We start from the raw sequence: 26,452 nt of genomic DNA, 5'->3' as shown, positions 1-26,452 counted from the left end.
GCCCGTCGAGGGGAGTGGTCGTCATGGCCGAGGACCCGTCCGGTGCACCGTCCGACGACGAGATGCTCCAGGCCCTGGCGCGGCACCTGTCCGGGGACGGCGGCGCCGTCCGCCCCGGCTCCTGCGCCGGAGCGGACCTCACCTGGCACTCCCTCCTCGACTGCCGCATCCGCCGCACGACAGAGACCCGCACGGAGACCGCCAGGACCGAGAAGGGCCGCAAGGACCTCTCCGCGCTCGCCACCTACACGCACCTCGACGGCCACCGGCCCGGCCCGCCCGGGGAGCACGGCACCCTGCGCCGGATCGAGCTCGTGCGCGAGGGATCCGTACGCCACAACACCTGCGAGTGCGGCAACGGCGAATGGGCCTGCAGGCGTTGCGAGGGCCGCGGCCGGCTCCCCTGTGACCCCACCACGGCCTGCCCCGACTGCCGCGGACTGGAGTCCTGCGCCGAGTGCGACGGCACCGGCAGACCGCGGCCGCGTAGCAAGGACCGCGCCGGCGACCGCGCCGCGGCGGCGACCGCGTCCCGCACCGTCCCCAGACGCGTCCGCTGCGCCAAGTGCCGGCGCCCCGACGCCGCGTGCCCCACCTGTGCCGGGCGGGGCCGCACGCAGTGCGCCCAGTGCAAGGGGACGGGACTCGTCGACTGCCCCAAGTGCAGGGGCGGCGGCACCGTCGCGCACGACGCCTGCGGGGGGAGCGGGGTCGTCACCACCTGGGTCGGCGGCCTCATCGAGCAGCGCAGCCGCGAGGAACTGGTGCGCCGTCCCCGCAAGCGGCCCCCCTTCCTCGTCCGCCGCCGCACCCATCGGTCGGGCCGGTGGCGCAAGGAGGTGCTGACCGGCGACGACCCGCTGCCCGGCGACCTCGACGCCACGCACACCGAGGCGCTCGTCCCGCACCTCGCCCCGCGCGCCGGCGAGGCCCACCGCCGCGTCGTCCTGCGTCACTTGCCCCTCGCCCGCATCACCCTCCCCACCGACCCCGACCGCGTCTTCTATGCCTTCCCCGGGACCACCGGCATCGAGGTGCTCGGGCTGCCCTCCCGCAGCCGGGTCGCCCGCGGCCTGGCGGTCGCGGCGGGCGCGCTGGTCGTCCTCGTGCTGCTGCTCAGCCTCCTCGCGTAGCCGGCCCGGTCGCGCGACAGGACCCGGGCTCGCGGTACGGGATTCCGGATCGGGGCGGTGAGCATGACGAAGGCCCCGGCCTCGTCGGAGGCCGGGGCCCTCGTGCCGCCCGGGGCGGCCGCGAAGTGCGGTGGATCAGTTCATCACGGGCTTCCCGCCGATCTCGCAGGCCTGGCAGGGCGGCCTGCCGCAGGTGCACTGCGTGATCGCCTCGAGCACGCCGCGGTCGTGGTAGAGGCACTCGTCGCGGCAGGTGTGGCGGGGGATGAACCCGGCCTGGATCTCGCCGGGCCAGGGCTCGTGGCCCTCGCGGCAGCGGACGAAGCGCTCCGGGTCGGTCTCGTGCAGCTCGTGCATCGCGGAGCGGGCCCGGTCCTCCAGTTCCCGTACCCGGGTGACCAGGGCCTTGAGCTCGGCGGCGAGGCCCTCGTAGTGCTCTGCGCCGGTCCGCACGTGGGCGGCCCGCAGGGCCATGGCTGCGTTGCCCAGGAACCTGCCGGCGTCCTGGAGGTCGGTGACGTGGTGCATCTGGAGCCCGTTCACGCCACGGACCCACACGGCGTCCATGCTCATTGTCCACCTCTCCGGCGTTCGCCTTGTTCCGTGCGAAGCGTTGTGTGCCGTCCGATGAGCGCGGCGCCATTGCCACTGCATTCACGGAAAAGGCCGATGCATATGAACGCTAAAGCCGCGAGTGGTGTCCGTCCAGAAAAAGCACAGTGAACCGCCTCACAGCGGTCATACCGCCCGGGTCGGGCGCCCCGCTCCCCGGGCAGGGCGGCGCGACCGGTACGGTCCGGCCCCGGCGGGCGGGTGGGCGGCGCGCCGGGAAGGGCTCCGGGCGCCCCCTCCGCGAGACCCGGAATGCGGTCGCGCCGGCGATGAGGTATTCCCGGCGAGCGGACCGGGAGAAGGGCGAGTGAATGGAATCCGGTGTTTCCGATGGCGTCGGAAAGGGAACTCCGGAACTCCCCTCGGACGCGCTCCGGACGTCTCCTGCCGACCTTGACAACTGTCTTGCCGTGGCGTCTCCTTGATATAGGGATTGTTTCCCCGGCGTGCGCTCAACGGGGTGTGTCGCAGACGTCAAGGTTGACCTGGGTGCGCCGACGACCGGAGGCAACTTCATGGCGACCTATGAATACCTTTGCAGCAACTGCGGGCCTTTCGACGTCAAACTCGCGATAGGTTCCGCACCCGACGCGTACGACTGTCCCGCCTGCGCGGGCGAGTCCAGGCGCGTGTTCTCCTCGCCCTCCCTCGCCCTCACGCCGCACGGGCTCGCCACCTCCCGCGAACGGGAGGAGAAGTCCCGTGAGATGCCGGACGTCGTGTCCGCCCCACCGCCGCGCGAGCGGCCGGAGCCGCGGCCCCATCCGGCGCTGTCCCGGCTGCCCAAGTCCTAGTCCGAGGGCGGTGATCGGCGCGTCAGAGGTGCTCAGGGGGGCCGACGCCGGAGCGCGGACGCTCCTCCCGCCCAGGCGGGACCAGCAGGCGCGCCGGCGGCAATCCGTCCCCACGCGGACTTAGGAGGTGCGTCCCCGTGGCGAACGTGGGACTGCTCTTCGTCGGTGCGGTGCTCTTCATGAACGGCCTGCTGCTCCTGCAGAAGGTCGACCCCAAGTCGGCGGCGGTGTTCAACCTCTTCGTGGGTGCACTGCAGGTGCTGACCCCGACGTACCTCATCTTCACGGCCGGCGGTGACCAGGACAAGATCCTGGCGGCATCCGGGATTTACCTCTTCGGATTCACCTACCTGTACGTGGGTATCGTCATCCTCGCGAACATCGACAATGTCTGCGTCGGCTGGTACTCCCTGTTCGTGGCGATTGTCGCCCTCGGGTACTCGTTCGCCAATTTCCATCTCCTCAAGGACTACCCGTTCGGTGTCATCTGGCTGTACTGGGCGTTCCTGTGGGGTCTGTTCTTCCTGCTGCTCGGTCTCAGGAAAACGGAGCTCGGCACTTACGTCGGCTGGGTGACGGCGATCGAGGGCTGGGTCACCGGTGTGATCCCCGCGGCGCTGCTGCTGTCCGGCTACTGGAAGCACACCACGGAGATCGCCATCGCCCTGGGTGCCTTCGGCGTGGTCGTGTTCGCGGCGCTGTGGCCGCTCACCAGGAAGTCGCGCGCACAGGCCCGGGCCGCCGCGTCGTCCGGGTCGCCGGGTTAGGCGTCCGCCCGCCCGGCCCGTCGGGCCGGAGGCGTGGGCGCACCGTCCTGACCGGATCAGAAAAAGAGAGGCTGTCATGCCCGAAGTAGTTTTCAGCGTGGACCAGACCAAGTCGATGCGCGATCAGGACACCCCAGGACACAACAGGTGGCACCCTGACATCCCCGTCGCCGCCATGGTGAAGCCCGGAGCCGAGTTCCGGATGGAGTGCCGGGACTGGACCGACTGCCAGGTGGGCAACAACGACTCCGCCAACGACGTCCGCGACATCGACCTCACCATCCCCCACATGCTCAGCGGCCCGATCGGCGTGGAGGGCGCCGAGCCGGGCGACCTGCTCGTCGTCGACATCCTCGACCTCGGCCCCGTACCCCAGCAGAGCGGGGACGCCGCGGGCCAGGGCTGGGGGTACACCGGCATCTTCGCCAAGGCCAACGGCGGAGGCTTCTTGACCGACTACTTCCCCGACGCCTACAAGGCGGTGTGGGACTTCCACGGTCAGCAGGCGGTCTCCCGGCACCTGCCCGGGATCCGCTTCACCGGCATCACCCACCCCGGGCTGTTCGGGACCGCCCCCTCCGCCGAACTGCTGGGCCGGTGGAACGCGCGCGAGAAGGCGCTCATCGACACCGACCCCGAACGCGTCCCGCCGCTGGCCGTCCCCCCGGACCCCTCCCACGCGCTCGCCGGCACGGCCACCGGGGACCTCGCCACGCGCATCTGCGCGGAGGGCGCCCGCACGGTGCCGGCCCGTGAGAACGGAGGCAACCACGACATCAAGAACTTCACGCGGGGTTCCCGGGTCTTCTACCCGGTGCACGTCAAGGACGCCAAGCTCTCCGGCGGCGACCTGCACTTCAGCCAGGGCGACGGGGAGATCACCTTCTGCGGCGCCATCGAGATGGGCGGGTTCATCGACTTCCACGTCGACCTGATCAAGGGCGGCATGGAGAAGTACGGCATCTCGACCAACCCGGTGTTCATGCCCGGCAACGTCGAACCGCGTTACTCGGACTTCCTCACCTTCATCGGGATCTCCGTCGACCACGACACGGACACCAACTACTACCTCGACGCGACGCTCGCCTACCGCCGCGCGTGCCTCAACGCCGTCGAGTACTTCAAGAAGTTCGGCTACAGCGGCGAGCAGGCCTACCTGCTGCTCGGCTCGTCCCCCATAGAGGGACGCATCAGCGGCATCGTCGACATCCCCAACGCGTGCTGCTCCCTGTACGTGCCGACCGCCATGTTCGACTTCGACGTGCGGCCTTCGGCCACCGGACCGACGCGGGCGGACCGCGGCCGGGCCGCGCTGACCTCCTGACCCCTGACCGCTGCGCGCACCGGGTCCCGGCCCGTTCTCGGGCCGGGACCCGTGCACGCCCTTGCCGCCGCGGGCTCAGGGGCGGTAGAGCGACTGGAGCCTGACCACCTCGCCGTTCAGGTCGAAACTGACGTCGTAGCCCAGCCACCCGCGTTCCGGGGCGGGCTGGGCCCACCACCGGGTGATGAACTGCGCCTGGGAGTAGGTGTGGGGGGCGGAGTCGTCGCCCAGCGGGACCGACAGCAGGACCCGGCCCTCCGGGGCCATGCGCACCGTCGTGTACGGGCCCTTGCCGGGGATGATGTCCCACCCCTCGATCGGTCCCGTGAGGGGTTCCTTGCGGGCGGAGCGCACCGAGAGGTACGTGCGCCCGTCCTTGATCCACGCGTTGTCGATCTGCACGAACTGCTTGCCGCCGGCCCAGCGCGCAGGGGCCTGCGGCGACCGCGCGTCCGACGGGCCGTCCGATGCCGGGGGCTGGGCAGAGTACGAGGAGGAGGGCGCGCCGGAGCGCTGCGCCGAGGGCGAGGCGGGGGCCGAAGCCGTCGCCGGTGCGGGGGAGGAGGCGGCCGCGTCGGCACGGGCGGTGTCCCCGTCGCCCTTCCCCTCCCCGGAACAGGCGCCGAGGGCGAGGGCGGCGAGGGCGAGGGCGGTGATCCGGGCGGCGGCGCGGCGGCGCGGGGAGGACGAGGCGAACACGGTGGGTCCCATCGGGTCGGGTACGGGCGGCGTGCACAGGCTCTACGCACCGGCCCGCCACTTGGGTTACACCGGGAATGTCATGGACCGGTAACAACTCCCCGCCGCGCTAACCGGCCTCCCGCAGGGACTCCACCCGTCCCTCGCCGTCGTAGTCGATCTCGAACGTCCACCGCGGCCCTCCGGCCAGCCGGCCGACCAGCTCACCCAGTTGACGGTCCGCGGGCTGTCCGCCCGACAGCCGGCGCGTCTCCACGAGCGTCGTGCGCGGCAGGGTCAGCGTGTGCACCACGCCGGTGGGCGTCGGCGTCCCGCCCGCGGCCGCCCGGAGCTGCCGCACGGTGACCCGCACGCTGTCGCCCTGGGCCACCGCGTCGTGGACGTACCCCAGTTCGCTGGCGTACTCCTCGCCCGGTGCGGGGGTCGGGCGGACGAAGGGGGAGGGCGGCGGTGACGGGGTGACCGCCGCCGGTTCCGGTACCCGGGCGGTCCCGGCCAGCGCGAGGCCGCCGCCCAGCAGCGCGCAGGCGAGCACCGCCACGACGGACGCCCGTACCGTCCGCGCGCGGCGGCGGCGCCTTTCGCCGCGGGCCCGTACCTGGTGCGCGGCCGCCGGTACGGTCCGCCCCCGGCCGGACTCGGCGAGTTCGGTGAGGAGCCTGCCCAGCTCGGTCCCGTCAGCCATGCTTCCCCTCCGGAAGTCGGCCCGCCCCGGGGTCCAGTTCCGTGTGCGCCAGCAACCGCGCGAGCGTCGCCCGCCCGCGGCTGAGGTGCACCTTGACGGTGCCGACCGGGGAGCCGGTCTCGGCGGCCACCTGCTCCACCGGCAGGTCGCACAGATGGTGCAGGACGACGGCCCGCCGCTGCCCCTCCGGCAGCTGCCGCAAGGCCTCGACCAGCACCACGTGGTGCGGTTCCGGCGGCGGCACGACCGGGGGCGGGCCCTGCCGGCGGGCCAGCGTCAGCGCGGTGCGCACGCGTCGCCAGCGGCTGACGGCCAGGCGCCACGCCACCGTGCGCACCCAGGCCTCGGGCGCGCCGTGCAGATCGAGTTCGGCCCGGTGCTCCCAGGCCCGGGCGAACGCCTCCTGCACCACGTCCTGCGACTCCGCGAGGTCGCCCGTCATCGCGTACAGCTGGCCGATGAGGCGGCCCACGCTCGCGCCGTAGAAGGCGTCGAACTCACGCTCCCCCATCGCGCGCCCCGGAGGGTCCTCCGGCAGTCCCATACCTCATCCCCCGGCCGGACGCCGTGCGTCCGGGCACACACGTGATCAACGCCGCGGGACCATTCTGATGCCCGGGGCGACCACGCTCAAGCGGCGGCGGCTACGGCGTCGTCGCGGCGGGCTCGGCGCCCGTGGTGTGGCGGTCCACGTTCGCCGTCAGCCGGCGCAGCAGGTCCTGTGCGGTCCCGATCTCCTCCCGGGTCAGCCCCATGGCCTCCCCGATCGCCAGGGGCACGGTGCGGATCCGCTCCCGCAGCGCGGTCCCCTCCGGGGTCAGCGCCACCTCCACCACCCGCTCGTCGTCAGCCCGGCGCTGCCGCTCGAGCAGGCCGTGCGACTCCAGGCGCTTGATCAGCGGCGTGAGCGTCCCGTAGTCCAGGTGCAGGGCGGCCACCAGCTCCTTGACGGACACGGTGCCGTGCTCCCAGAGCACGACCATGACCAGGTACTGGGGGTAGGTCAGGCCCACCGCGTCCAGCAGGGGCCGGTAGACGCCGGTGACCGCGCGCGAGGCCGCGTACAGCGTGAAGCAGAAGTGGTCGTCCAGCAGCAGCGAGGGCTCCGCGGTGCCGCCGTTCCCGGGTGCGCGGGTGTCGTCGTTCACGATTCCCTCCCCCTCCTTGGTCGTCGGTGGTTCTCCCGGCGGACATTGTCGCACCTTCCGTGCGGGCTAGTAACTCGTAGTCGATTAGCTTGCGCACAAGTTAAACGGACGCTAGATTTCTCGTCATCGCCCGGAGCGGACGCCCCGGACCGACCGCCTGCCCGGCGTGCCAGCCGGGCGCCGTACGCCAAGGAGCCACCGTGAACCTCAAGACCGTCCTCCGCCCCACCCGCAAGAGCGTCGCCGTCCTGGGCGCCGCCGCCGGCGTCGCGGCCCTCACGCTGACGGCCACGGCCCCGGCCAGCGCCGCCAAGGCCGCGCACCGCCCGCAGGAGAAGAAGCCCACGGTCGTCCTGGTGCACGGCGCGTTCGCGGACTCCTCCAACTGGAACGGCGTGGTGTCACGCCTGAAGCACGCGGGCTATCCGGTCGTGGCCCCGGCCAATCCGCTGCGCGGCCTGGCGAGCGACTCGGCGTACGTGCACAGCTTCCTGAAGAGCGTGAAGGGCCCGGTCGTGCTCGTCGGCCACTCCTACGGCGGCTCGGTGATCACCGAGGCCGCGGCCGACTCCCCCAACGTCAAGGCGCTGGTCTACATAGCCGCCTTCGCCCCGGACAAGGGCGAGACCGTCACGCAGATCTCCGACAAGTTCCCCGGCGGCACCCTGGGCGAGACCCTCAACGCCGTGCCCTTCCCGCTCCCCGGCGGCGGCACCGGCACCGACCTGTACATCAAGGCCGACAAGTTCCGCGCCCAGTTCGCCGCCGACGTGCCGAAGTCCGTCGCCGAGCAGATGGCCGCCACCCAGCGCCCCGTGGCCGCGTCGGTCTTCGACGAGAAGGCCGCGGGCGCCGCCTGGCGGACCATCCCGTCCTGGGACCTGGTCACCACCCAGGACAAGAACATCACCCTCGCCGCCCAGCGCTTCATGGCCGAGCGGGCCCACGCCCACACCGTCGAGGTCAAGGCCTCCCACGCCGTCTCGGTCTCCCGCCCCGGCGCGGTGACCCGCATCATCGAGCAGGCCGCCCGCTCCACCGTCCGCTGACCCACCCCGCGTACGACCTCGAAGGCCTGACGGGGTCTTGCGGCCCCGGACACCGAGAACGTCGAAGGGCCCCACCGCGACCGGTGGGGCCCTTCGACAACGTGCCCGGTGAGGCACTGGCGGAGGATACGAGATTCGAACTCGTGAGGGTTGCCCCCAACACGCCTTCCAACTGTCCGCATGACCGTACGGGGACGTCCGTGGAGGTGCTCGCGGCAGGTTGGACGGGGTGCGCGTACAGCCGCGAACGGTGGCGGCCGTCAGCGCACTGGACAAAGACCAGGACAACGAGCGCTCTGAGCCGAGGTCTCAGCTCAGACACGACGGACGACGCCAACGAACTCCGCTCCCTTGTGGTTGGTTGCCCATGTTGAACGCGAAGCCGTGTCCATCGCTGCACGTGAGGTCGACGCGCGCGTACCCGCTGCGGTGCGAGTTCTCGTAGTTGTCTCGGTCAGGCTGCACGGTCACCGCCTCGCGGCCGCCGGTTACGTCAGCTCGTTCACCGTGGCCGTTGCCGAGGCTGGACCCGCCACCAAACCAGTCACCAGAAGCGATGCCGGCCGCACCGGTGGGAGCCGCCTCACAGCATGGGCGCCAACGTCCTGTGACACCTGGGGCCGCCCGGACGCCTGATCTCATGATGGTTCGAGTGAATCGGGCCTGAAGATGAGGCCTCGGGCCTCCTGGACGATGGAGTATGAGTGCGGTATACGCGCGCTATAGCAATCATCGGTATCTCGATCGCGGTCACTCTGCCCTTCCTGGGCACCGCCTCCGCGCTAGATCTCAGCTCATCGTCCACTGTCGACAGCAGCACAGCAGGCAGGCTCGTCGTCTCCGAATGGACCTCCGACACGCGTGGGACGTTCGAGGTGAACCCGAAGAGCGGAGCGGTCACGAAGACCCTCACCACTGCCGGCGTGGACGGAGTAGTGTCGCCGGATGGTTCGCAGGTCGCGTTCGCCGGTACACCCGGGTGCCAGCCTGTCAACAGTTGCGGAATGCCCACTTCCCTGATGGTTTCCGCGGTCGGTGGAGCGGATCAGCGCACCCTGTTCACCGCCGGTGCGGACGAGGCCGGCTTCACCAGTCTTGAATTTCCTGACTGGGCTCCAGACGGTCAGCACATCGTTTTCGACAGCACTCAGGGAATGGGATGGGTAAAGCCCGACGGAACGGGCTTCGAGTCCCTGGGCCCGGGACTCCGCCCGACCTTCTCGCCCGATAGCACGCAGATCGCCTTCCACCAACCCGTGGAGTACCTGGATGATTTCGGGAACACGGAATACGGCGTCGACCTGTTTGTCATGACTCTGGCCACCCGCCAGGTACGCCAGCTCACTACGGACCACCGGGTCTGGAACGCACCTGCCAGCTGGTCACCGGACGGACGCCACATCATCTACCCCACCGACAGTGGGGCGAGTGTGGTCGACACCACGACCGGCGACAGCACACCCGTCATCTCCGGCCTCATGGGCGTCTCGCCGGTGTACTCGCCCGACGGCAGTCAGATCGCCTACTCGGCCTATGACCCGGGCACAGGGCAACACGGGCTGTACGTGGCGGATGCAGACAATCACAATGCACGAATGATTTCCGATCTCCCCGGAACGGAATTGACCGAGTGGATCGAGAACTGACCCGTCGGGGTGCCGTAGCTCACTGACCCGTAACGACACCTTGGGCCGCCCCACCATCACCACCGACGGCATTGCAACCATCGGCTGACCAGCCACCACGCCGGTCCGGCCCGCGGCACCACCGCGCGGGCCCGGACCGGCGGGTGAGACCTCCTGGTGGCCCTGAGGGTGCACCGCACCCGACGGTGGTACCGCCCGCCTTTGCAACGTCAAGGGCCCCGGATCTTTCCGGGGCAACGAGGGTCGGGCAGCATGACGAAGGGCCCCGCTGACGATCAGCGGGGCCCTCGTTTTGCCTCTTCAAGCGGCTGCGGAGGATTCGAGATTCGAACTCGTGAGGGGTTGCCGGCAACACGCTTTCCAAGTCTGTCGGTGTATGTGAGCGGGCCGACCGTGGCAGTCCACCGCCGTTCAGCCTGGTTCGGCGTAGCGGTTCATCCCTGATGTGGTCCTCAGGTGAACGGGCCTGGACGCCGATGAATGAGACGGAAACTGAGACGGGCTGCCGTCTAGAGTGGAGGGCGGCCTCGGATGCTGGCGGCTTGCTGGCGGGCTGCCGCTGCTTCAGCGATGGCCCCACGCCGATCAGCTTCAAAGGGTAGGACGCCGGCCAGCGACTCCAACGCTGCAGCTATCTGCTCTCGCCACTCGGCGTATGCGTCGCCGTCGCCTTCGGCTGGCCTGAGCCGTTTTACCCTTCGCAACTCTACGAGGGCGGCTTTCAGATCGGGTTCGATGGACCCTGCCAAGATTCCTTCTTGCGTTGTCGTCAGGAGGCAGGCTACCGCGGGCGCTCTGAGCTTGGGAATCACCGGGCCGTCACGGAGGGGGTTGACGCTGACCAGCGCAAACGGCCTCTGGTGATTAGTCGCGAGGCGTCGCGCTTGACTGCTCTTGACCGCTGGGATCCGCTCTTTCTGGCACGGATGTGGCACGGGCTTCCATCCGCTCTGACGGGTCGCGTCACCGACCTCGCACCCGACAACACTGTCACCCGAATGGCCCAACATGACGTGCCACCCATATGGGTGAAGATCAAGCTGGCTAGTGCCCCAACCGAGGCAATCTGTGAAAGGCGAACCAAATGCGCATTCGACGAATCCTCGCCGCAGTCTTCGCCACGGCAGCCCTCGCCGGACTCGGCCTCACAGGCGCCGCCACCGCCACCGCCGGCGGCGTCACCCCGGCCAGCGTCACCCCGGGTGAGTGCACGGACGGCGGCGGAACGATCGATCGGTCGACGCCCGTGCTCCCGACCTGCAGGGGCGGTATGTACGACGGGCAGACGGTCGACTAAACCCCACTAAGGGCCCGTTGTGAAAGTGGCTCGGCGCCCCGCAGCCAGCGTTGCGGGGCGCTCCCTCGCGAGCGTTCCCCCTCGGCTGACGGCTCAACGTGACGATCGCACACGGGCCCGATGAGGTCGGCGGGAGCGGCTTTGGGCTGGGGCTGCCATGGGGCGAGAGATCGAACGATGCCTCCTCCGAAGAGGATCGCCCAGACCGCTACCTCGAAGACCATGGCTTGCCCCCTGTATCCGAACGACGGCACGTTGATGCCCTGCCGTGACCGTGGATCCGCACAAGATCGTAGAACAGCGTCCACGCGATGCCGAACTGTCAAGCATCAACCCATACTTGGCAGTCCGCTGGGATTGACAGGCGACCCTGAGGGGCCTTAGGCGGAGGTTGAGTCAGTAGTGACGAGCCGACTCGTGAAGCCGTGGTGGCGCAGTCGTTCGTAGGCGGCCATCACGTCGTCCGGCACCGGTTGGCTGATCATGAAGCCCTGTCTACGAGGTGGATGTCCGCGTCCACCTCGTGCCGGGCCTGGGAGCGCACCGTCTGGACCGGCTGGAGCCAGAGCACCTGGAGCGCTTCTACCGGAAGATGCAGGACAGCGGCAGCGCCGCCGGTACGGCACACCATGCCCACCGCACCATGCGCACGGCTCTCGGGGAGGCCCTGCGCCGCGGGCACGTCCCTACGAACGCCGCAGAGATCGCAAGGGCACCTCGCCTCGAAGAAGAAGAGATCGAGCCGTACACGATCGAGGAGGTTCAGAGCCTGCTCTTGCAGGCGTCGAAGCGTCGCAACAGCGCTCGGTGGGTGATCGCGCTCGCCCTCGGGCTGCGACGGGGAGAGGCTCTGGGTCTGCACTGGGAGGACATCGACCTGGAGACCGGATACCTCCGCACCCGCAAGAACCGCCTTCGCCGGCGGCGACTGCGGCAGGAAAGCCGGGTACTGCCCCCAGCGCGAGCAGGTACGCCGCGAGTACAAGTCGACCAAGTCCCGGGCCGGCCGTCGCACCATCGGCCTGCCGGACCCGCTGATCAAGCTGCTCCGTCGCCACCTGGAGGAGCAGGAGCGCGAAAGGATCGCTGCCGGCGACGCTTGGCAGGGCACGGGGTACGTCTTCGCGCAGCCTGACGGCTCGCCACTGGTGCCGAACGCGGACTACCACCACTGGAAGGAGCTGCTTCAGCTCGCGGAGTACGGGATGGTCGGCTGCACGACGCTCGCCACACCGCGGCGACGGTCCTCCTTCTGCTCGGCGTCGCTGATGTCGTCGTGGACGCGATCATGGGCTGGGAACCGGGCGGCTCGGCCCGGATGCGCTCGCGGTACATGCACGTGACCGGACCCGTGCTGAAGAACGTGGCTCGCCAGGTTGGCGACGCGCTGTGGAGCTCGCCGGATACCAACTGAGACGGAAACTGAGACGGAGAACGTCGAAGGGCCCCACCGCGACCGGTGGGGCCCTTCGACAACGTGCCCGGTGAGGCACTGGCGGAGGATACGAGATTCGAACTCGTGAGGGGTTGCCCCCAACACGCTTTCCAAGCGTGCGCCCTAGGCCTCTAGGCGAATCCTCCGCGGCAAACATTACTAGACCGGAGGGAGTGCTCGCGAACTCGTTCCCGGGTGATCCGATCAGGTAGGGTGGGCGTAGCCCCTCACGTGGCGCTATCTCGCTGAACTCCCCCAGGGCCGGAAGGCAGCAAGGGTAGGTGGGCTCTGGCGGGTGCGTGAGGGGTCTTTTGTTACCCGCGGGCCTGTGGGAACGCGGCCCGGGGCGGCCGCGGGGGCCGCCGGTGTGGGGGCCGTCACACGCGCGGGGCCCGGGTGTCGGTGGGGGCCGATATCGTCGTAGGCGTGTCCCTCGCTCTGTACCGCCGCTATCGTCCCGAGTCCTTCGCCGAGGTCATCGGGCAGGAGCACGTCACGGACCCGCTGCAGCAGGCGCTGCGGAACAACCGGGTCAACCACGCGTACCTGTTCAGCGGGCCGCGCGGCTGCGGCAAGACGACCAGCGCCCGCATCCTGGCGCGCTGCCTGAACTGCGAGAAGGGCCCGACGCCGACGCCGTGCGGGGAGTGCCAGTCGTGCCGCGACCTGGCCCGCAACGGCCCGGGGTCGATCGACGTGATCGAGATCGACGCGGCGTCGCACGGCGGCGTGGACGATGCCCGCGACCTGCGGGAGAAGGCCTTCTTCGGGCCGGCGAGCAGCCGCTACAAGATCTACATCATCGACGAGGCGCACATGGTCACCTCGGCGGGCTTCAACGCCCTGCTGAAGGTGGTCGAGGAGCCCCCGGAGCACCTGAAGTTCATCTTCGCGACCACCGAGCCCGAGAAGGTCATCGGCACCATCCGGTCGCGCACCCACCACTACCCGTTCCGGCTGGTGCCGCCCGGCACGCTGCGCGACTACCTGGCGGAGGTCTGCGAGCGGGAGGCGATCCCGGTCGAGGCCGGGGTGTACCCGTTGGTGGTCCGGTCCGGGGCCGGCTCGGTGCGTGACTCGATGTCCGTGATGGACCAGTTGCTCGCCGGTGCGGGCGAGGCCGGTGTGACGTACGCCATGGCGACCTCGCTGCTCGGCTACACCGACGCCGCGCTGCTGGACGACGTCGTGGACGCCTTCGCCGCCGGGGACGGCGCGGCGGCGTTCGAGGTCGTGGACCGCGTGATCGAGGGCGGGCACGACCCGCGGCGCTTCGTGGCCGACCTGCTGGAGCGGCTGCGGGACCTGGTGATCCTCGCCGCGGTGCCGGACGCGTTGGAGAAGGGGCTGATCGACGCCCCCGCCGACGTCGTGGAGCGGATGCGGGCCCAGGCCGGGGTGTTCGGGGCGGCGGAGCTCAGCCGTGCCGCGGACCTGGTCAACAGCGGGCTCACGGAGATGCGCGGGGCGACCTCGCCGCGTCTGCAGCTGGAGTTGATCTGCGCCCGCGTGCTGCTGCCGGCGGCCTACGACGACGAGCGGTCGCTGCAGGCCCGCCTGGACCGGCTGGAACGCCGCGCCTCCGCCGGTGGTTTCGCGGCCCCCGCGGGCGGCCCGGCGGCCCCGGTCGTGGAGTTCGGCGAGCCGCTCCCGCCCGGCGGCGGCCCCGCCGCGGCGCGCGCGGCGATGGGCGGACCGGCCCGGCCCGCCGAAACCGCGCCCGCCGCCACACCCGCACCCACACCGGCCCCGGCGGCCGCCCCCGAGCCCACGCCGGCGCCCGCCGCCCCGCCCGCGCAGCCCCCGGCCGCGCAACGTCCCGGCGCCTGGCCGACCGCTGCCGCCCCCGGCGGCGGGCAGCGTCCCGGCGCCTGGCCGACCGCGGCATCGGCGTCGGCCCCGGCCCCGGCGTCCGCCCCCGCGGCGCCGCCCGCACAGGACCCCGCTCCCGCACCGCCCGCGGCGGGCGCGCAGCCCATCGGCGACGCCTCACGCGTCCACCAGATGTGGCCCACCGTCCTGGAGGCGGTCAAGCGGCTGCGCAAGGTGACGTGGATACTGCTCGACCAGAACGCCCGGCTCGTCGGCTTCGACGGCTCGACCCTGCAGATCGGCTTCGACAACCCCGGTGCCCGCGACAGCTTCGCCAACCGCGGACACGAGGAGGTGCTCAAGCAGGCGATCAGCGAGGCCCTGGGCGTCCAGTGGCGCATCGAGGCGATCGTCAGCCCGGGCGGCGGCCCCGGAGGCGGCGGCCCGGGCCCGGCGGGACCCGGCGGTGGCCCCGGCGGCTCGCGTCCCGCCCCCACGTCCCCGGCACCGTCCGCGCAGCAGCAGCAGCAGCCGCACCAGCACCAGCAACCGCAGCAACAACCCCACCAGCAGTCCCAGAGCCCGGCGCCGTCCCCGTCGCCGCCCGCCGCCGCGGCGGCCCGTGCCGCCGTCAACGCGGCGCCTGCGGCGTCCGCGTACCCGCCCGTCACCGACGAGCCGCCGCCCATCGAGTACGACATGCCCGAGGACGACGACCCGGACCTGGACGAGACGGCGCTCAGCGGCCACGACCTCATCGTGCGCGAGCTGGGTGCCACCGTGATCGAGGAGATCGCCAACGAGTAGCCGCGGCGCCCCCGTTCCCCTGTGCGGAACGGTACGGCGGGGGCGGAACGGGCGACGCGCGCCGCTCGTTCCCTCGTACGGGTAGCGCGAGCGGGCCCCCGAGCACGTAGGCTCGCCCTACCCGCACAACCGACGTCGTGAGGCAGGAGCGAGACCGTGATCCCCGGTGGTGGTCAGCCGAACATGCAGCAGCTGCTCAAGCAGGCACAGAAGATGCAGCAGGACCTCGCGGCGGCCCAGCAGGAGCTCGCCGAGACCGAGATCGAGGGAACGGCCGGCGGTGGTCTGGTGAAGGCGACCGTGACCGGAGCCGGGGAGCTGCGGGGGCTGGTCATCGACCCCAAGGCGGTCGATCCTGAGGACACGGAGACGCTGGCCGATCTGGTCGTCGCCGCCGTGCACAACGCGACCGCGAGCGCGCAGGAGCTGCAGCAGAGCAAGCTCGGCCCGCTCGCCCAGGGGCTCGGGGGCATCCCCGGCCTTCCTTTCTAGTTCCAGGCGACGAAGAGGGCACAGCGTGTACGAGGGCGTGGTTCAGGACCTGATCGACGAGCTGGGCAGGCTGCCCGGCGTGGGTCCCAAGAGCGCGCAGCGGATCGCCTTCCACATCCTGCAGGCGGACCCCGCCGACGTCCGACGGCTCGCGCACGCCCTCAGCGAGGTGAAGGCGAAGGTCAGGTTCTGCGCGGTCTGCGGCAACGTCGCCGAGGCCGACCAGTGCCGGGTCTGCCGTGATCCGCGCCGCGACCCGGCCGTCATCTGCGTGGTCGAGGAACCCAAGGACGTGGTGGCGATCGAGCGGACCCGCGAGTTCCGCGGCCGCTACCACGTGCTCGGCGGCGCGATCAGTCCGATCGAGGGGGTCGGCCCGGACGACCTGCGCATACGGGAGCTGCTGGCGCGGCTCGCGGACGGTAGCGTCACCGAGCTGATCCTGGCCACCGACCCCAACCTCGAGGGGGAGGCGACGGCCACGTATCTCGCACGCATGGTCAAACCGATGGGACTGAAGGTCACCCGTCTCGCGAGCGGTCTGCCGGTCGGCGGCGACTTGGAGTACGCCGACGAGGTCACGCTCGGCCGGGCCTTTGAAGGAAGGCGGCTGCTTGATGTCTGACAACGCCCTGGACCCCGACGACTTCGCCTCCTCGATCTCGGACCAGATCGAGAGCTTCATCCTGTCGGTACGGGAGGTCGCCAAGGGCGACGACCCCGACAGCGCGGTGCCCTACCTGCTGCTGGAGGTCTCCCAGCTGCTGCTGGCCGGGGGCCGCCTCGGGGCGCACGAGGACATCGTCCCGGAGGAGCGCTACGAGCCCGACATCGGCCCGGAGCCCGACGCCGACGAGCTGCGCCAGCGGCTCGCGGTGCTGCTGGAGCCGATCGACGTCTACTCCGAGGTCTTCGACCCCTACGTGCCGCGCAGCACGCCGGTGGCCTGCCGGATCTCCGACGACCTCGCGGACGTGGTGACGGACCTCGCGCACGGCCTGGCGCACTTCCGCGAGGGCCGGGTCAGCGAGGCGCTGTGGTGGTGGCAGTTCTCCTACCTGTCCAACTGGGGGCCGACCGCCTCGGCCTCGCTGCGGGCCCTGCAGTCCCTCGTCGCCCATGTGCGGCTGGACAGCCCGCTGGACGCACTGGACGGACTGGACACCGACCACGGCGCGGACGACGAGGACAAGCTCGCCGCCGAGGCCGGCCGGGTCATGGCCGCCGAGATCGCCAAGCCGCTGGGGCTGCGCCCCAGCCGCTGAACCCCCACCGCGCCCGCCCCTCCCGAGGGGCGGGCGCGTGTGCGTGGTCGGGTCTCCCAGGCGGTGACCCGGGGCCGTAGTGACCCGGAGCACGCCGCCCGGTGTGCATAGGTCGGCGTGTCGTTGGGCAGATGGCTCGCAGAGTGGGCCCGGCGTCTCAGCATGTGGTATTGAGAGGTCGGTTCCGGCCTGCTCGTTAGACTGAGCCGAACGCAGTACCGGATTTGAGGAGCGCACGTGGGCCTTGTCGTGCAGAAGTACGGCGGCTCCTCCGTTGCGGATGCCGAGGGCATCAAGCGCGTTGCCAAGCGGATCGTCGATGCCAAGAAGAGCGGCCACCAGGTGGTCGTCGTGGTCTCGGCGATGGGTGACACGACGGACGAGTTGATCGAGCTCGCCGAACAGGTATCTCCGATGCCTACCGGCCGCGAGTTCGACATGCTGCTGACCGCCGGGGAACGGATCTCCATGGCCCTGCTGGCGATGGCGATCAAGAACCTCGGACACGAGGCGCAGTCGTTCACCGGTAGCCAGGCGGGTGTCATCACCGACTCCGTCCACAACAAAGCACGGATCATCGACGTCACGCCGGGCCGCATCCGCACCGCCCTCGACCAGGGCAACATCGCGATCGTGGCCGGCTTCCAGGGCGTGTCCCAGGACAGCAAGGACATCACGACGCTGGGCCGGGGCGGCTCCGACACCACCGCGGTGGCGCTGGCGGCGGCCCTCGACGCCGGAGTGTGCGAGATCTACACCGACGTCGACGGCGTGTTCACCGCCGACCCGCGCGTGGTGAAGAAGGCGCGGAAGATCGACTGGATCTCCTCCGAGGACATGCTGGAGCTCGCCAGCTCCGGCTCCAAGGTGCTGCTCCACCGCTGTGTGGAGTACGCCCGCCGTTACAACATCCCGATCCACGTCCGGTCGTCGTTCTCCGGCCTCCAGGGCACTTGGGTCAGCAATGAGCCGCGAGAGGACCAGACGGGCATGGAGCACGCGATCATCTCCGGTGTCGCGCACGACACATCCGAGGCCAAGGTGACGGTCGTCGGTGTGCCCGACAAGCCGGGCGAGGCGGCCGTGATCTTCCGGGCGATCGCGGACGCCGAGATCAACATCGACATGGTGGTGCAGAACGTGTCGGCCGCGGCCACCGGCCTGACCGACATCTCCTTCACCCTCCCCAAGGCCGACGGCCCGAGGGCGATCGAGGCCCTGAAGCGCGTCCAGGGCACCATCGGTTTCGAGACGCTCCGCTACGACGACCAGATCGCCAAGATCTCGCTGGTCGGCGCCGGCATGAAGACCAACCCCGGTGTCACGGCGCAGTTCTTCGAGGCGCTGTCCAACGCGGGCGTGAACATCGAGCTGATCTCGACCTCCGAGATCCGCATCTCGGTCGTCACCCGCGCCGACGACGTCAACGAGGCCGTGCGCGCCGTGCACTCCGCGTTCGGCCTGGACAGCGAAACCGACGAAGCGGTCGTCTACGGAGGAACAGGCCGCTGAGCACCCCGATTTCGGTCGGGTGACCCAAATCTCTGGTCTGGACCGCTTGATCGGAAGCCTGTAGGCGCCAGACAATTTCAGCTCCCTGTGTGTCGCAACCGTGCGACGCGCAGGGAGCGTCTTTGTGTCAGCGCACTGCCCTACTGTGCTGCAGGCCGGGCGCGGCGCAACAGCGCCAGCAAAAGGGGCATTGGGGAAGAGTTGGTACGCATGCGCATATGTGCTACACCGTCAAAAACGGTGCCTCGGGCGTACAACCCTGACGGGGGGACGCGTGTCCAACAGGCGTGGCAGAGGCACTCGGCATCGAAGCACCCCTCGTGGGGCGGGGCAGCGCTCCGGCGCGTCCGCACGTCCGGCGGCCGTCGCGCGCAGTCGGCGGCATCCCGGTGATCGCGCCCTGGCCTGTGGTGCAGGCGCCCTCGGACCGCGACCGCGGCGACACTGACGCCGCGATGTCAGTCGGGACCACCGTCGACCACCTCACCGAGACCTACCGGGCCCACTACCGCTCGCTGCTCGGCCTCGCCGCACTCCTGCTGGACGACACCGCCTCCTGCGAGGACGTCGTCCAGGAGGCCTTCATCCGCGTCCACTCGGCCCGCAAGCGGGTCCGCGAACCCGAGAAGACCCTCGCCTACCTCCGGCAGACCGTCGTCAACCTCTCCCGCTCCGCGCTGCGCCGCCGCATCATGGGCATGCGGCTGCTGTCCAAGCCCATGCCCGACATGGCGAGCGCCGAGGAGGGGGCGTACGAGGCGCTGGAGCGCGACGAGTTGAAGGCGGCCCTGCGCAAGCTGCAGCGCCGGCAGCGCGAGGTCCTCGTTCTGCGCTACTTCGCCGACATGACCGAAGCCCAAGTAGCCGAGACCCTCGGCATTTCCCTAGGCTCGGTGAAGGCGTACGGCTCGCGTGGTCTCGCGGCGCTCCGCGTCGCGATGGAGGCCCCGGCATGACCAACCCGAACCCACCCGGCGGTATGGAAACCGAGAACGACATCGGCGGTGGCAGCCCCGAGGAGCGGCTGAACCCCGACGAACTGGCGCTGCGCCGGCTCATGCGCGACGCCGTGAGCGACATCCAGCCGGGCCAGGAGGCGCTGGAGCACCTGCGCCGCGCGGTCCCCGCCCGGCGGGCGCACCGCCGGCAGTTGCTGGCCGGCAGCGCGGCCGCGTGCCTGCTGGCGCTGGTCGCGGTCCCCGCCGCCCTCCACGCGGCGGACCTCTCCGGATCCGCCAGGACCGGCACCGCCAACGCCTCCAGCGCCGAGGACACCGGTGGCACCGACGGCGACGCGAACGGCCCCGCCGCCGGCGCCGGCACGCCCTCCCCGTCCGACGGCGACGGCCGTCGCGACGAGGACCCCACGCGCACCGGCGGCTCCCACGGGCACGTCACCCCCGGAGCGACGGGCTCCGCGGACCCCTCCGACACGCTCGCGGCCAACGCCCCGCTGTGCACCGCCGGCGACCTCGGCAGCGCCTCCGGGTACGCCGGCGCCGCCGACGGCTCGGGCCGGGTCGACGGCTGGTTCCAGGTGGCGAACACCTCGAAGGGCTCGTGCACCGTCGACGGCGGCGGTTCGGTCAGCGTCTCCTCCACCCAGGGCGCGGCCGACTCCGCCCGCATCAACGTCGTCGACCACACCCCGAACGACGGCACCACACTGCCCGACTCCCTCGGCACGACGCTGATCCTCAAGCCCGGGCAGAGCTACCGGGTCGAGTTCACCTGGGTCCCGGCCGCCGGCGGCGACTCGGGCGGCTGCACTCCCCCGGCCACGCCGACGCCCACCGAGACCGCCACCAACACCCCGTCCGGCGAGGCGTCCGCGCCCCCGGCAGGTATGGACGGCCCCGGCCAGGGCGGCCCGGCGGGCAGCATCGTGCTGAGCCACACGCCCGAGGCCGGAGCGCCCGTCGTCATGGCGACGATCGGCGGTGCCTGCGCCGGGACGGTCTACAGGACCGGCGCCATCGCCGCGCAGTAGCGGGGGGCGGTTCCCGGGGACGCCCGGGCGCCCCGTACCGTTGACGGCGTGTACCGGTTCCTGCTGTCCCCCCGCTGGCTGGGCGGGCACCTCTTCATGGTGTGCGCCGTGGTCCTCTGCACCTTCATGGGCAGCTGGCAGCTGAGCCGGTTCGAGGCCCGCGTCGACAGCCACCGCGCCGCCCAGGACAAGCCCGCGGCCACCGCCCGGGACGCGGCGCCGCTGGAGCGCCTGCTGCCGCGGGCGACCTCCGCGTTGACCACCGAGACGGCCGGCCGCACGGTACGGGCCACCGGCCGCTACGACACGGCGCACCAGTTCCTCGTGCCCGGCCGTGAGCTCGACGGACGCACCGGCTACTACGTGCTCACCCCGCTGCTGACCGGCGACGGCGCGGCCGCCCTGCCCGTAGTCCGCGGCTGGCTGCCCGGCGACGCGGACCGCGCGTCCGCCGCCGGCGTGCCCGCACCGCCGGCCGGCGAGGTCACCGTCACCGGGGCCCTGCAGGCCCCCGAGAGCGCCGGCACCGACGGCGCGATCGGCCGCGGCGGGCTCGCCGAGGGACAGCTGGGGATCATCAGCGCGGCGTCCCTGGTCAACCTCGTCCCGTACCAGGTGTACGGCGCCTGGATCACCCAGACCGAGGCCGTCCCCGCGCCCCTGCGGGCCGTCCCTCCGGTCGCGCCGAGCGGCACCGGCCTGGACCTCAAGGCCTTCCAGAACCTCGGCTACACCGGCGAGTGGTTCGTCTTCGCGGGCTTCGTGGTCTTCATGTGGTTCCGGCTCGTCCGGCGGGAGGCCGAGACCCGGCGCGACGCCGAGCTCGGCCTCACCGGGGAGGAGGGGCCGGCCGCGGCCTCAGCCGCCGAGGTGGCGCCGGACGAAGTCCAGCTCCAGTCGTAGCTGCTTGATCCGCTCGTCGACGACGAGCGAGCCGTGCCCGGCGTCGTAGCGGTAGACCTCGTGCGCCTTGCCCAGGCCCGCCAGCCGCTCGACGTAGTTGTCGATCTGCCGGATGGGGCAGCGCGGGTCGTTGAGGCCCGCCGAGACGTAGACCGGGGCCTTGACCCGCGCCACGTACGTGATCGGCGAGGACGCCTCGTAGCGGTCCGGGACCTCCTCGGGGGAACCGCCGAACAGGGTGCGGTCCAGCGCCTTCAGCGCCTCCATCTCGTCGCCGTACGCCGTCACGTAGTCCGCGACCGGCACCGCCGCGAGGCCCACCGTCCACAGCTCGGGCTGGGTGCCCAGCCCCAGCAGCGTCAGGAAGCCGCCCCAGGAGCCGCCGGACAGCACCAGCCGGGCCGGGTCGGCGAAGCCCGACTCCACCGCCCACGTCCGGACCGCCGCGATGTCCTCCAGCTCGATCAGGCCGACGCGGTGCTTGAGCGCGTCCGTCCACTCCCGGCCGTAGCCCGTGGAACCGCGGTAGTTGACCCGCACCACCGCGTACCCGTGGTCCAGCCAGGCCGCCGGGCCGGCCGCGAAGGCGTCCGAGTCGTGCCAGGTGGGCCCGCCGTGGATCTCGAACACCGTCGGGTACGGGCCCTCGCCCCGCGCGGGCCGCTGGATGAGCGCGTGCACCGGCCCGCCGGGCCCGTCCACCCACACGTCCTCCACCGGCAGCGAGCCCGGGGCCCGCTCACCCGGCGCCTCCAGCACCACGGCCCCGGTCGTCGACCGCACCTCGGAGGGCGCCGCCGCCGACGACCACAGGAACTCCACCGTGCCGTCGGGGCGGGCCGTCGCGCCGCTCACCGAACCCGCCGGGGTGTCCAGCCGGGTCAGCTCCCCGTCCGCCAGCCCGTAGCGGTAGATCTCGCTGCGGGCCCGGTACGAGTGCACCACCAGCAGCGCGGTGCCGTCCGGGTACCACTCCGCCGCGACGTCACCGGGCAGGTCGATCGCCAGGGCGGTCTCCGTGCCCGCCGCGACGTCCCAGACCATCGGCTCCCAGCGGCCGCGCCGCTGGTGCGCCACCAGCAGCCGGGCGTCGCCCGGCACGGGGGCGAACCCCAGGCACTCCAGGCCCAGTTCCTTCGTGCCGCCCTCGCTGTCGTCCAGCTCCGCGACCGTCGTGCCGTCCGTCGTGACGACCCGCAGCGCCGAGTGCATCGCGTCGCCGTGCTCGGTGTGCTCGACGACGACCAGCGTGCCGTCCTCCGACAGCGCGCCGACCCCACCCGACTCCTCGTGCCGGTAGATCTCCACCGGTTCCGCCCCGGGACGCACGACGTGGATCGTCGTGCCCTCCTCGTCGGTGGAGCGGCCCACCACCGACAGCCCGCCCCGGCCCAGCGCCAGCCCCGCGGGGTACGAGGGCTCCAGGCCGGGCGCGGCCGGCTCGTCCGGGCCGCCCGCGAAGGGCTGCCGCATCCAGACCCCGAACTCGTCCCCGTCGGTGTCCGCGAACCACCACACCCACGCGCCGTCCGGCGTCAGCGTCCCGTCCGACGTGCCGTTCGGCCGGTCGGTGACCTGCCGCTGCGCCCCGGTCGTCCGGTCCCACGCGTACAGCTCGTAGGTACCCGTCGCATTCGACACGAACAGGCTGCGGTGGGGGGCGTCCTCCGCCCACTCCGGCAGTCCGACGCGTGGCGCCCGGAAGCGCTTCTCCCAATCCGGCATACCAGCCATGACGTCGCTCATGCCACCATCAAACCCGATCGCGCCCCGCAGCGGACCGTGGCCGTCGTCACCAGCTGCGATCACGCCCCGGAACGACGATCAGCGCCGTCCCCCGCCCCAGGTCCACCCGCGACCGCGGGGGCGCCCCGTCGCCCTCCTCGTCGCGCAGCATCAGCGTCGCCCGGCGCTCGTCCAACTCGCTGCGCTTGCCCGGCGAGAAGCTCGCGTGCAGCTGCTCGAAACCGGTCGCGGAGACGTGCCCGCTCCGTCCGCCCCACCGGCCCGCCCGCAGCACCTGGTCGACGAAGGCCACCCCGACCAGCAGGATCACCAGGCCCGGCAGCGTCATGAAGACCACGAACTCGACACCCATGGCCCAACCTTCGCACGGCGGCGGCGCACCGGCGACGGCCCGGGCGGCACCCGGTTACCCTCGCGCCATGACCGACACCGAACAGCCCCTCGTCCCGCCGGACTTCGTCGTCCCGGACCCGCCCGCCACCGACCGCTTCCGCCTGGAGCCCCTCGGCCCGCGGCACAACGCCGCCGACCACGCCGCCTGGACGTCCGGCATCGACCACATCCGCGCCACCCCCGGCTTCGAGGGCCGCTCCTGGCCGCCGCCGGACGGGATTAGCCTCGAAGCCAACCTGGAGGACCTGCGCAAGCACGCGGAGGACTTCGAGCGCCGCACCGGCTTCACCTACACCGTCCTGTCCGTCCCCGGCGGCGACGTCATCGGCTGCGTGTACGTCTACGGCTCACGTACCGAGCCCGGCGTCATCGACGTCCGCTCCTGGGTCAGCGCCCCCCACGCCGCCCTGGACGCCGCGCTGCACCGCGTCGTCAGCGACTGGCTGGCCGGCGCCTGGCCCTTCGAGCGCATCGCCTACGCGCCCCGCTGAACCCCTGTCCGGGCCCTTGGGAAGTTCACGCGTTCGGCCCACTCGGGCCGCCACCACGTACGACGTGTGATGGGGTGGTGACGCAGCGGAGCCGCGGGGGGTGCGTCCGAGCGCTCCGCGACACGACCGGACCCTGATTCCCCGGGGCGGCCCGGGCGCCGCGTCCGGCGGTCCCCCCGTCACACGGGCGTACGAGGAAGGCGTGGCGATGATCGCTGTACGGGACACCGACGGGATACCCCGGCGCAGGCTGCGGGGCGTGCTCGCGGTGCTGAGCACCTGCGGGCTCCTGCTGACCGCTGCCTGCGCCACCGCCGGCCCGTTGCGGCTGTCCCCCGAAGCCGGCCGGGCGGCCGCGGACCCCGCGGCGGGCGTACCCCCCGAGCTGCGGCGCTACTACGAGCAGCACCTCGACTGGGAAGCCTGCCAGGACGTGCCCGGCTTCCAGTGCGCGACCGTGACGGTGCCCCTGGACTACGCCCACCCGGAAGCGGGCGACATCACCCTGACCGCCGCCCGCGTGCGGGCCACCGGCGACGCCGCCGCCCGCGTCGGCTCGCTCCAAATCAACCCCGGCGGTCCCGGCGAGTCCGCCGTCGACTACCTGGTCGCCGCCGCCGGCACCTTCTCCCCGGCCACGCGCTCCGCGTACGACCTGGTCGCCGTCGACCCGCGCGGCGTGCAGTACAGCACCCCCGTGGAGTGCGCCACCGACACCCCGGCCACCCCCATGGGCTTCGGCCTGCGGCTGTCCGGCGACGCGGCCGAGATCACCGACTCCTACGAGGCGTTCGAGGAACTCGCCGACGCCTGCGAGGAGCACGCCGGGGAACTGCTGCCCCACCTCGGCACCCCGGACGCGGCACGCGACATGGACGTCGTCCGCGCCCTCCTCGGCGACGAGCGCCTGCACTACCTCGGCTACTCCTACGGCACCTACCTCGGCGCGACCTACGCCGAGCTGTTCCCCTCGCGGGTCGGCCGCATGGTCCTCGACGGCGCCGTCGACCCGGCGATCGACGGCTACCGCGAGAACCTGGACAGCACCGCCGGGTACCAGCTGGCCTGGGACTCCTTCGCCGCCGACTGCGCCGCCCGCCCCGACTGCCCGGTCGGCCACTCCGTCGCGGAGGCCGGCCGCGTCCTCGACGGCCTGCGGGACAAGCTGGACGCCGGCCCGCTGCGCCAGGGCAAGGACATCACCGTCACCGGCGAGGACCTCCTCACCGCGGTCATCACGGCCCTGCGCGAGGCCTCCTGGGAGGAACTGCGCACCATGCTGCGCCAGATCCTGGCCGGCGACACCACCGAGCTGCAGCAGTTCGGCGGCACGGACGAGGGCGACTCCGGCAACGCCGCGGACGCCCTCCTCGCCGTCGACTGCCTCAGCTCCACCCTCGGGGCCCGCTTCTCCGAGGCCCAGGCCCAGGCCGCACTGCCCGCCTTCCTGCACGCCTCGCCCCAGTTCGGCACCTCACTGGCCACGTTCCTGGTGCTGTGCACCCACTGGCCCGTCCCGGCGACCCAGACCCCGCACGCCATCGCCGCCTTCGGCGCCGCCCCCATCCTCGTCGTCGGCACCACCCGCGACCCCGCCACCCCGTACCCCTGGGCCCAGTCCCTCGCCCGTCAACTCGACTCCGGCCACCTCCTCACCTACGACGGCGACGGCCACACCGCCTACCACCGCGGCAGCCCCTGCATCGACGACGCCGTCGACCTCTACCTGACCCACGGCGAACTCCCCGCCCCCGGCACCATCTGCGGCTGACCCGCGCCGCTGCGCGTCCGGGCCTTGGCCGTGGGCCCGCACCGGGTCAGACTCGTGCCCGTGGAGGAAGCGATCCCGCTCGGCCGGGGCGATGTGCGCTGGGTGTTCCCGGATCCGGCTGACGCCGAGGCCGTGCAGGAAGCGCTGAGCACGGCCGGTGCGCTCGTCTCGCGGTTGGCCGAGCACCTCGGCGTCCGGGCCGGTCACACCGGAAGTGGCCTGGAATACCACCGCGTTGAGGGCTTCGAGCTCACGGGAGTCTTCGGCTCCGTGGAGGTCCGCGAGGTCTCCTTCCATGCGCGGCTGTACGTCCCGCGCCGATGCCTCTGGGACCTGCGCGGGGGTCCGCCGTGGGAGGTCGAGGCGGAGGTCAGGGTGGCGTGCGACCGCGAGGTGGATTGCGGCGGGCACACCGTCGCCGAGAGCGGGCGCTCCTGCGACACCCCCCTGGACGCGGCGCGCGGCCTGGTGCGGGCCGCGGCGTGGCTGCTTGCGCAGGGTGTCGGTGAGCCGCCGCACGGTTGGCGCTCGCGGGACCCTGGGTGCCCCCCCGGGTCCGGTGGACTGAGAGGACGGCCTCGGGGCGGCCGGCAAGCGGCGGCCATCCCTATTAGTATTGAATGATACGATCGCGTTCGTAACAATAGGTGGAGCTGACGCGATAGGTGTGGCCCGTTCCTT

25 protein-coding genes, 1 tRNA gene, 1 other RNA gene and 2 pseudogenes are annotated in these 26,452 nt (G+C 71.7%); 20 read left to right on the top strand and 9 right to left on the bottom strand.

Features of this window, described 5'->3' with window-relative positions:
* Positions 1-23 precede the first annotated feature (23 nt).
* Positions 24-1,133 carry a hypothetical protein gene (locus tag ACFYYN_RS34625; RefSeq protein WP_500548856.1) on the top strand — a complete coding sequence of 370 codons (1,110 nt, stop codon included), beginning with the start codon at positions 24-26 and terminating at the stop codon, positions 1,131-1,133.
* 135 nt (positions 1,134-1,268) lie between these two features.
* Here ACFYYN_RS34625 and ACFYYN_RS34620 read toward each other — a convergent pair whose 3' ends face one another.
* Positions 1,269-1,700: a hypothetical protein gene (locus ACFYYN_RS34620; protein WP_500548880.1), complete on the bottom strand. Its 432-nt coding sequence runs from the start codon at positions 1,698-1,700 to the stop codon at positions 1,269-1,271.
* Positions 1,701-2,260: 560 nt separating this feature from the next.
* On the opposite strand from ACFYYN_RS34620, the gene ACFYYN_RS34615 reads away from it, so the two are divergent.
* The 3 genes from ACFYYN_RS34615 (at position 2,261) to fmdA (ending at position 4,630) form a co-directional block, all read left to right on the top strand.
* A complete protein-coding gene (locus tag ACFYYN_RS34615) occupies positions 2,261-2,539 on the top strand; it encodes an FmdB family zinc ribbon protein (protein WP_500548855.1) in 279 nt (92 codons plus the stop codon).
* A gap of 137 nt (positions 2,540-2,676) precedes the next feature.
* Positions 2,677-3,306 carry an AmiS/UreI family transporter gene (locus ACFYYN_RS34610; protein ID WP_500331869.1) on the top strand — a complete coding sequence of 210 codons (630 nt, stop codon included), beginning with the start codon at positions 2,677-2,679 and terminating at the stop codon, positions 3,304-3,306.
* Positions 3,307-3,382: 76 nt separating this feature from the next.
* Positions 3,383-4,630, top strand: coding sequence for a formamidase (gene fmdA, locus ACFYYN_RS34605; protein WP_500548854.1), 1,248 nt, complete (start codon positions 3,383-3,385; stop codon positions 4,628-4,630).
* Between the two features lie 75 nt (positions 4,631-4,705).
* On the opposite strand, the gene ACFYYN_RS34600 is transcribed toward fmdA, so the two are convergent.
* From ACFYYN_RS34600 to ACFYYN_RS34585, 4 genes are all read right to left on the bottom strand, one after another.
* Complete coding sequence (locus tag ACFYYN_RS34600) at positions 4,706-5,341, bottom strand: hypothetical protein (RefSeq protein ID WP_500548853.1); 636 nt, start codon at positions 5,339-5,341, stop codon at positions 4,706-4,708.
* 97 nt (positions 5,342-5,438) lie between these two features.
* Positions 5,439-6,014 (bottom strand): hypothetical protein, encoded by a 576-nt coding sequence (locus tag ACFYYN_RS34595; protein WP_500548852.1) that lies wholly within the window; start codon positions 6,012-6,014, stop codon positions 5,439-5,441.
* A complete protein-coding gene (locus tag ACFYYN_RS34590; protein ID WP_500548851.1) occupies positions 6,007-6,558 on the bottom strand; it encodes a SigE family RNA polymerase sigma factor in 552 nt (183 codons plus the stop codon). Before ACFYYN_RS34590 ends, ACFYYN_RS34595 begins: the two co-directional genes overlap by 8 nt.
* Before the next feature lie 100 nt (positions 6,559-6,658).
* Positions 6,659-7,162, bottom strand: a complete 504-nt coding sequence (locus tag ACFYYN_RS34585; protein WP_500331859.1) for a MarR family winged helix-turn-helix transcriptional regulator — start codon at positions 7,160-7,162, stop codon at positions 6,659-6,661.
* Positions 7,163-7,362: 200 nt separating this feature from the next.
* On the opposite strand from ACFYYN_RS34585, the gene ACFYYN_RS34580 reads away from it, so the two are divergent.
* The 3 genes from ACFYYN_RS34580 (at position 7,363) to ACFYYN_RS34570 (ending at position 11,154) form a co-directional block, all read left to right on the top strand.
* Positions 7,363-8,211 (top strand): alpha/beta fold hydrolase, encoded by an 849-nt coding sequence (locus ACFYYN_RS34580; RefSeq protein ID WP_500548850.1) that lies wholly within the window; start codon positions 7,363-7,365, stop codon positions 8,209-8,211.
* A gap of 1,004 nt (positions 8,212-9,215) precedes the next feature.
* Entirely contained in the window at positions 9,216-9,857 is a 642-nt protein-coding gene (locus tag ACFYYN_RS34575) for a TolB family protein (protein WP_500548849.1), read from the top strand.
* Positions 9,858-10,941: 1,084 nt separating this feature from the next.
* On the top strand, positions 10,942-11,154 hold the full coding sequence (locus tag ACFYYN_RS34570) for a hypothetical protein (RefSeq protein WP_500548848.1): 213 nt from the start codon (positions 10,942-10,944) through the stop codon (positions 11,152-11,154).
* 380 nt (positions 11,155-11,534) lie between these two features.
* Here ACFYYN_RS34570 and ACFYYN_RS34565 read toward each other — a convergent pair.
* Positions 11,535-11,648, bottom strand: a pseudogene (locus tag ACFYYN_RS34565) (YdcF family protein); the annotation flags it as partial.
* Positions 11,649-11,650: 2 nt separating this feature from the next.
* On the opposite strand from ACFYYN_RS34565, the pseudogene ACFYYN_RS34560 reads away from it, so the two are divergent.
* A pseudogene (locus ACFYYN_RS34560) lies at positions 11,651-12,568 on the top strand (tyrosine-type recombinase/integrase); the annotation flags it as partial.
* A 79-nt stretch (positions 12,569-12,647) separates the two neighbouring features.
* Here the strand turns inward: ACFYYN_RS34560 and ACFYYN_RS34555 are convergent.
* Positions 12,648-12,735, bottom strand: a tRNA-Ser gene (locus tag ACFYYN_RS34555).
* A gap of 72 nt (positions 12,736-12,807) precedes the next feature.
* Between ACFYYN_RS34555 and ffs the strand changes: the two genes are divergently transcribed.
* From ffs to ACFYYN_RS34510, 9 genes are all read left to right on the top strand, one after another.
* Positions 12,808-12,904: signal recognition particle sRNA small type (gene ffs, locus ACFYYN_RS34550), an RNA gene on the top strand.
* A gap of 111 nt (positions 12,905-13,015) precedes the next feature.
* The gene (locus tag ACFYYN_RS34545; protein ID WP_500548847.1) at positions 13,016-15,208 is read left to right on the top strand and encodes a DNA polymerase III subunit gamma and tau; all 2,193 of its coding nucleotides are present in this window, start codon (positions 13,016-13,018) and stop codon (positions 15,206-15,208) included.
* Positions 15,209-15,364: 156 nt separating this feature from the next.
* The gene (locus tag ACFYYN_RS34540; protein WP_431958833.1) at positions 15,365-15,700 is read left to right on the top strand and encodes a YbaB/EbfC family nucleoid-associated protein; all 336 of its coding nucleotides are present in this window, start codon (positions 15,365-15,367) and stop codon (positions 15,698-15,700) included.
* Positions 15,701-15,725: 25 nt separating this feature from the next.
* Positions 15,726-16,325, top strand: coding sequence for a recombination mediator RecR (recR, locus tag ACFYYN_RS34535; protein WP_018558314.1), 600 nt, complete (start codon positions 15,726-15,728; stop codon positions 16,323-16,325).
* Complete coding sequence (locus ACFYYN_RS34530) at positions 16,318-16,965, top strand: DUF5063 domain-containing protein (RefSeq protein ID WP_500332022.1); 648 nt, start codon at positions 16,318-16,320, stop codon at positions 16,963-16,965. The genes recR and ACFYYN_RS34530 overlap by 8 nt, the downstream gene beginning before the upstream one ends.
* Positions 16,966-17,202: 237 nt before the next feature.
* Complete coding sequence (locus tag ACFYYN_RS34525) at positions 17,203-18,477, top strand: aspartate kinase (RefSeq protein WP_499513036.1); 1,275 nt, start codon at positions 17,203-17,205, stop codon at positions 18,475-18,477.
* A 287-nt stretch (positions 18,478-18,764) separates the two neighbouring features.
* The gene (locus tag ACFYYN_RS34520) at positions 18,765-19,433 is read left to right on the top strand and encodes a SigE family RNA polymerase sigma factor (protein WP_500332021.1); all 669 of its coding nucleotides are present in this window, start codon (positions 18,765-18,767) and stop codon (positions 19,431-19,433) included.
* Positions 19,430-20,467 carry a hypothetical protein gene (locus ACFYYN_RS34515; RefSeq protein ID WP_500548846.1) on the top strand — a complete coding sequence of 346 codons (1,038 nt, stop codon included), beginning with the start codon at positions 19,430-19,432 and terminating at the stop codon, positions 20,465-20,467. Before ACFYYN_RS34520 ends, ACFYYN_RS34515 begins: the two co-directional genes overlap by 4 nt.
* Positions 20,468-20,515: 48 nt before the next feature.
* A complete protein-coding gene (locus ACFYYN_RS34510; RefSeq protein ID WP_500548845.1) occupies positions 20,516-21,370 on the top strand; it encodes an SURF1 family protein in 855 nt (284 codons plus the stop codon).
* Here the strand turns inward: ACFYYN_RS34510 and ACFYYN_RS34505 are convergent.
* Both ACFYYN_RS34505 and ACFYYN_RS34500 read right to left on the bottom strand, forming a co-directional pair.
* Positions 21,326-23,116 (bottom strand): S9 family peptidase, encoded by a 1,791-nt coding sequence (locus ACFYYN_RS34505; RefSeq protein WP_500548844.1) that lies wholly within the window; start codon positions 23,114-23,116, stop codon positions 21,326-21,328. The two genes, ACFYYN_RS34510 and ACFYYN_RS34505, sit on opposite strands and share 45 nt — an antisense overlap.
* A gap of 46 nt (positions 23,117-23,162) precedes the next feature.
* Entirely contained in the window at positions 23,163-23,468 is a 306-nt protein-coding gene (locus ACFYYN_RS34500; protein WP_500548843.1) for a DUF6191 domain-containing protein, read from the bottom strand.
* Positions 23,469-23,535: 67 nt separating this feature from the next.
* Here ACFYYN_RS34500 and ACFYYN_RS34495 point away from each other — a divergent pair, with 67 nt between their 5' ends.
* From ACFYYN_RS34495 to ACFYYN_RS34485, 3 genes are all read left to right on the top strand, one after another.
* Positions 23,536-24,000 carry a GNAT family N-acetyltransferase gene (locus ACFYYN_RS34495; RefSeq protein ID WP_500548842.1) on the top strand — a complete coding sequence of 155 codons (465 nt, stop codon included), beginning with the start codon at positions 23,536-23,538 and terminating at the stop codon, positions 23,998-24,000.
* 208 nt (positions 24,001-24,208) lie between these two features.
* On the top strand, positions 24,209-25,771 hold the full coding sequence (locus ACFYYN_RS34490; RefSeq protein ID WP_500548841.1) for an alpha/beta hydrolase: 1,563 nt from the start codon (positions 24,209-24,211) through the stop codon (positions 25,769-25,771).
* A 60-nt stretch (positions 25,772-25,831) separates the two neighbouring features.
* Positions 25,832-26,395, top strand: coding sequence for a hypothetical protein (locus ACFYYN_RS34485; protein ID WP_500548840.1), 564 nt, complete (start codon positions 25,832-25,834; stop codon positions 26,393-26,395).
* Positions 26,396-26,452: the final 57 nt, after the last annotated feature.

It is taken from the genome of Streptomyces sp. NPDC001902 (assembly GCF_042891295.1).
GTDB lineage: Bacteria > Actinomycetota > Actinomycetes > Streptomycetales > Streptomycetaceae > Actinacidiphila.
The sequence above is the reverse complement of the archived record's forward strand: the minus strand, read 5'-3'. Positions and strand labels throughout refer to the sequence as shown.

What these genes read in the sequence shown, in the direction of transcription:
- ACFYYN_RS34575 (WP_500548849.1), top strand. Translation starts at nt 9,216, where the DNA reads ATGCCCACTTCCCTGATGGTTTCCGCGGTCGGTGGAGCGGATCAGCGC.
- ACFYYN_RS34625 (WP_500548856.1), top strand. Translation starts at nt 24, where the DNA reads ATGGCCGAGGACCCGTCCGGTGCACCGTCCGACGACGAGATGCTCCAG.
- ACFYYN_RS34490 (WP_500548841.1), top strand. Translation starts at nt 24,209, where the DNA reads ATGATCGCTGTACGGGACACCGACGGGATACCCCGGCGCAGGCTGCGG.
- ACFYYN_RS34495 (WP_500548842.1), top strand. Translation starts at nt 23,536, where the DNA reads ATGACCGACACCGAACAGCCCCTCGTCCCGCCGGACTTCGTCGTCCCG.
- fmdA (WP_500548854.1), top strand. Translation starts at nt 3,383, where the DNA reads ATGCCCGAAGTAGTTTTCAGCGTGGACCAGACCAAGTCGATGCGCGAT.
- ACFYYN_RS34530 (WP_500332022.1), top strand. Translation starts at nt 16,318, where the DNA reads ATGTCTGACAACGCCCTGGACCCCGACGACTTCGCCTCCTCGATCTCG.
- ACFYYN_RS34600 (WP_500548853.1), bottom strand. Translation starts at nt 5,341, where the DNA reads ATGGGACCCACCGTGTTCGCCTCGTCCTCCCCGCGCCGCCGCGCCGCC.
- ACFYYN_RS34620 (WP_500548880.1), bottom strand. Translation starts at nt 1,700, where the DNA reads ATGGACGCCGTGTGGGTCCGTGGCGTGAACGGGCTCCAGATGCACCAC.
- ACFYYN_RS34590 (WP_500548851.1), bottom strand. Translation starts at nt 6,558, where the DNA reads ATGGGACTGCCGGAGGACCCTCCGGGGCGCGCGATGGGGGAGCGTGAG.
- ACFYYN_RS34570 (WP_500548848.1), top strand. Translation starts at nt 10,942, where the DNA reads ATGCGCATTCGACGAATCCTCGCCGCAGTCTTCGCCACGGCAGCCCTC.
- ACFYYN_RS34505 (WP_500548844.1), bottom strand. Translation starts at nt 23,116, where the DNA reads ATGAGCGACGTCATGGCTGGTATGCCGGATTGGGAGAAGCGCTTCCGG.
- ACFYYN_RS34615 (WP_500548855.1), top strand. Translation starts at nt 2,261, where the DNA reads ATGGCGACCTATGAATACCTTTGCAGCAACTGCGGGCCTTTCGACGTC.
- ACFYYN_RS34515 (WP_500548846.1), top strand. Translation starts at nt 19,430, where the DNA reads ATGACCAACCCGAACCCACCCGGCGGTATGGAAACCGAGAACGACATC.
- ACFYYN_RS34500 (WP_500548843.1), bottom strand. Translation starts at nt 23,468, where the DNA reads ATGGGTGTCGAGTTCGTGGTCTTCATGACGCTGCCGGGCCTGGTGATC.
- ACFYYN_RS34595 (WP_500548852.1), bottom strand. Translation starts at nt 6,014, where the DNA reads ATGGCTGACGGGACCGAGCTGGGCAGGCTCCTCACCGAACTCGCCGAG.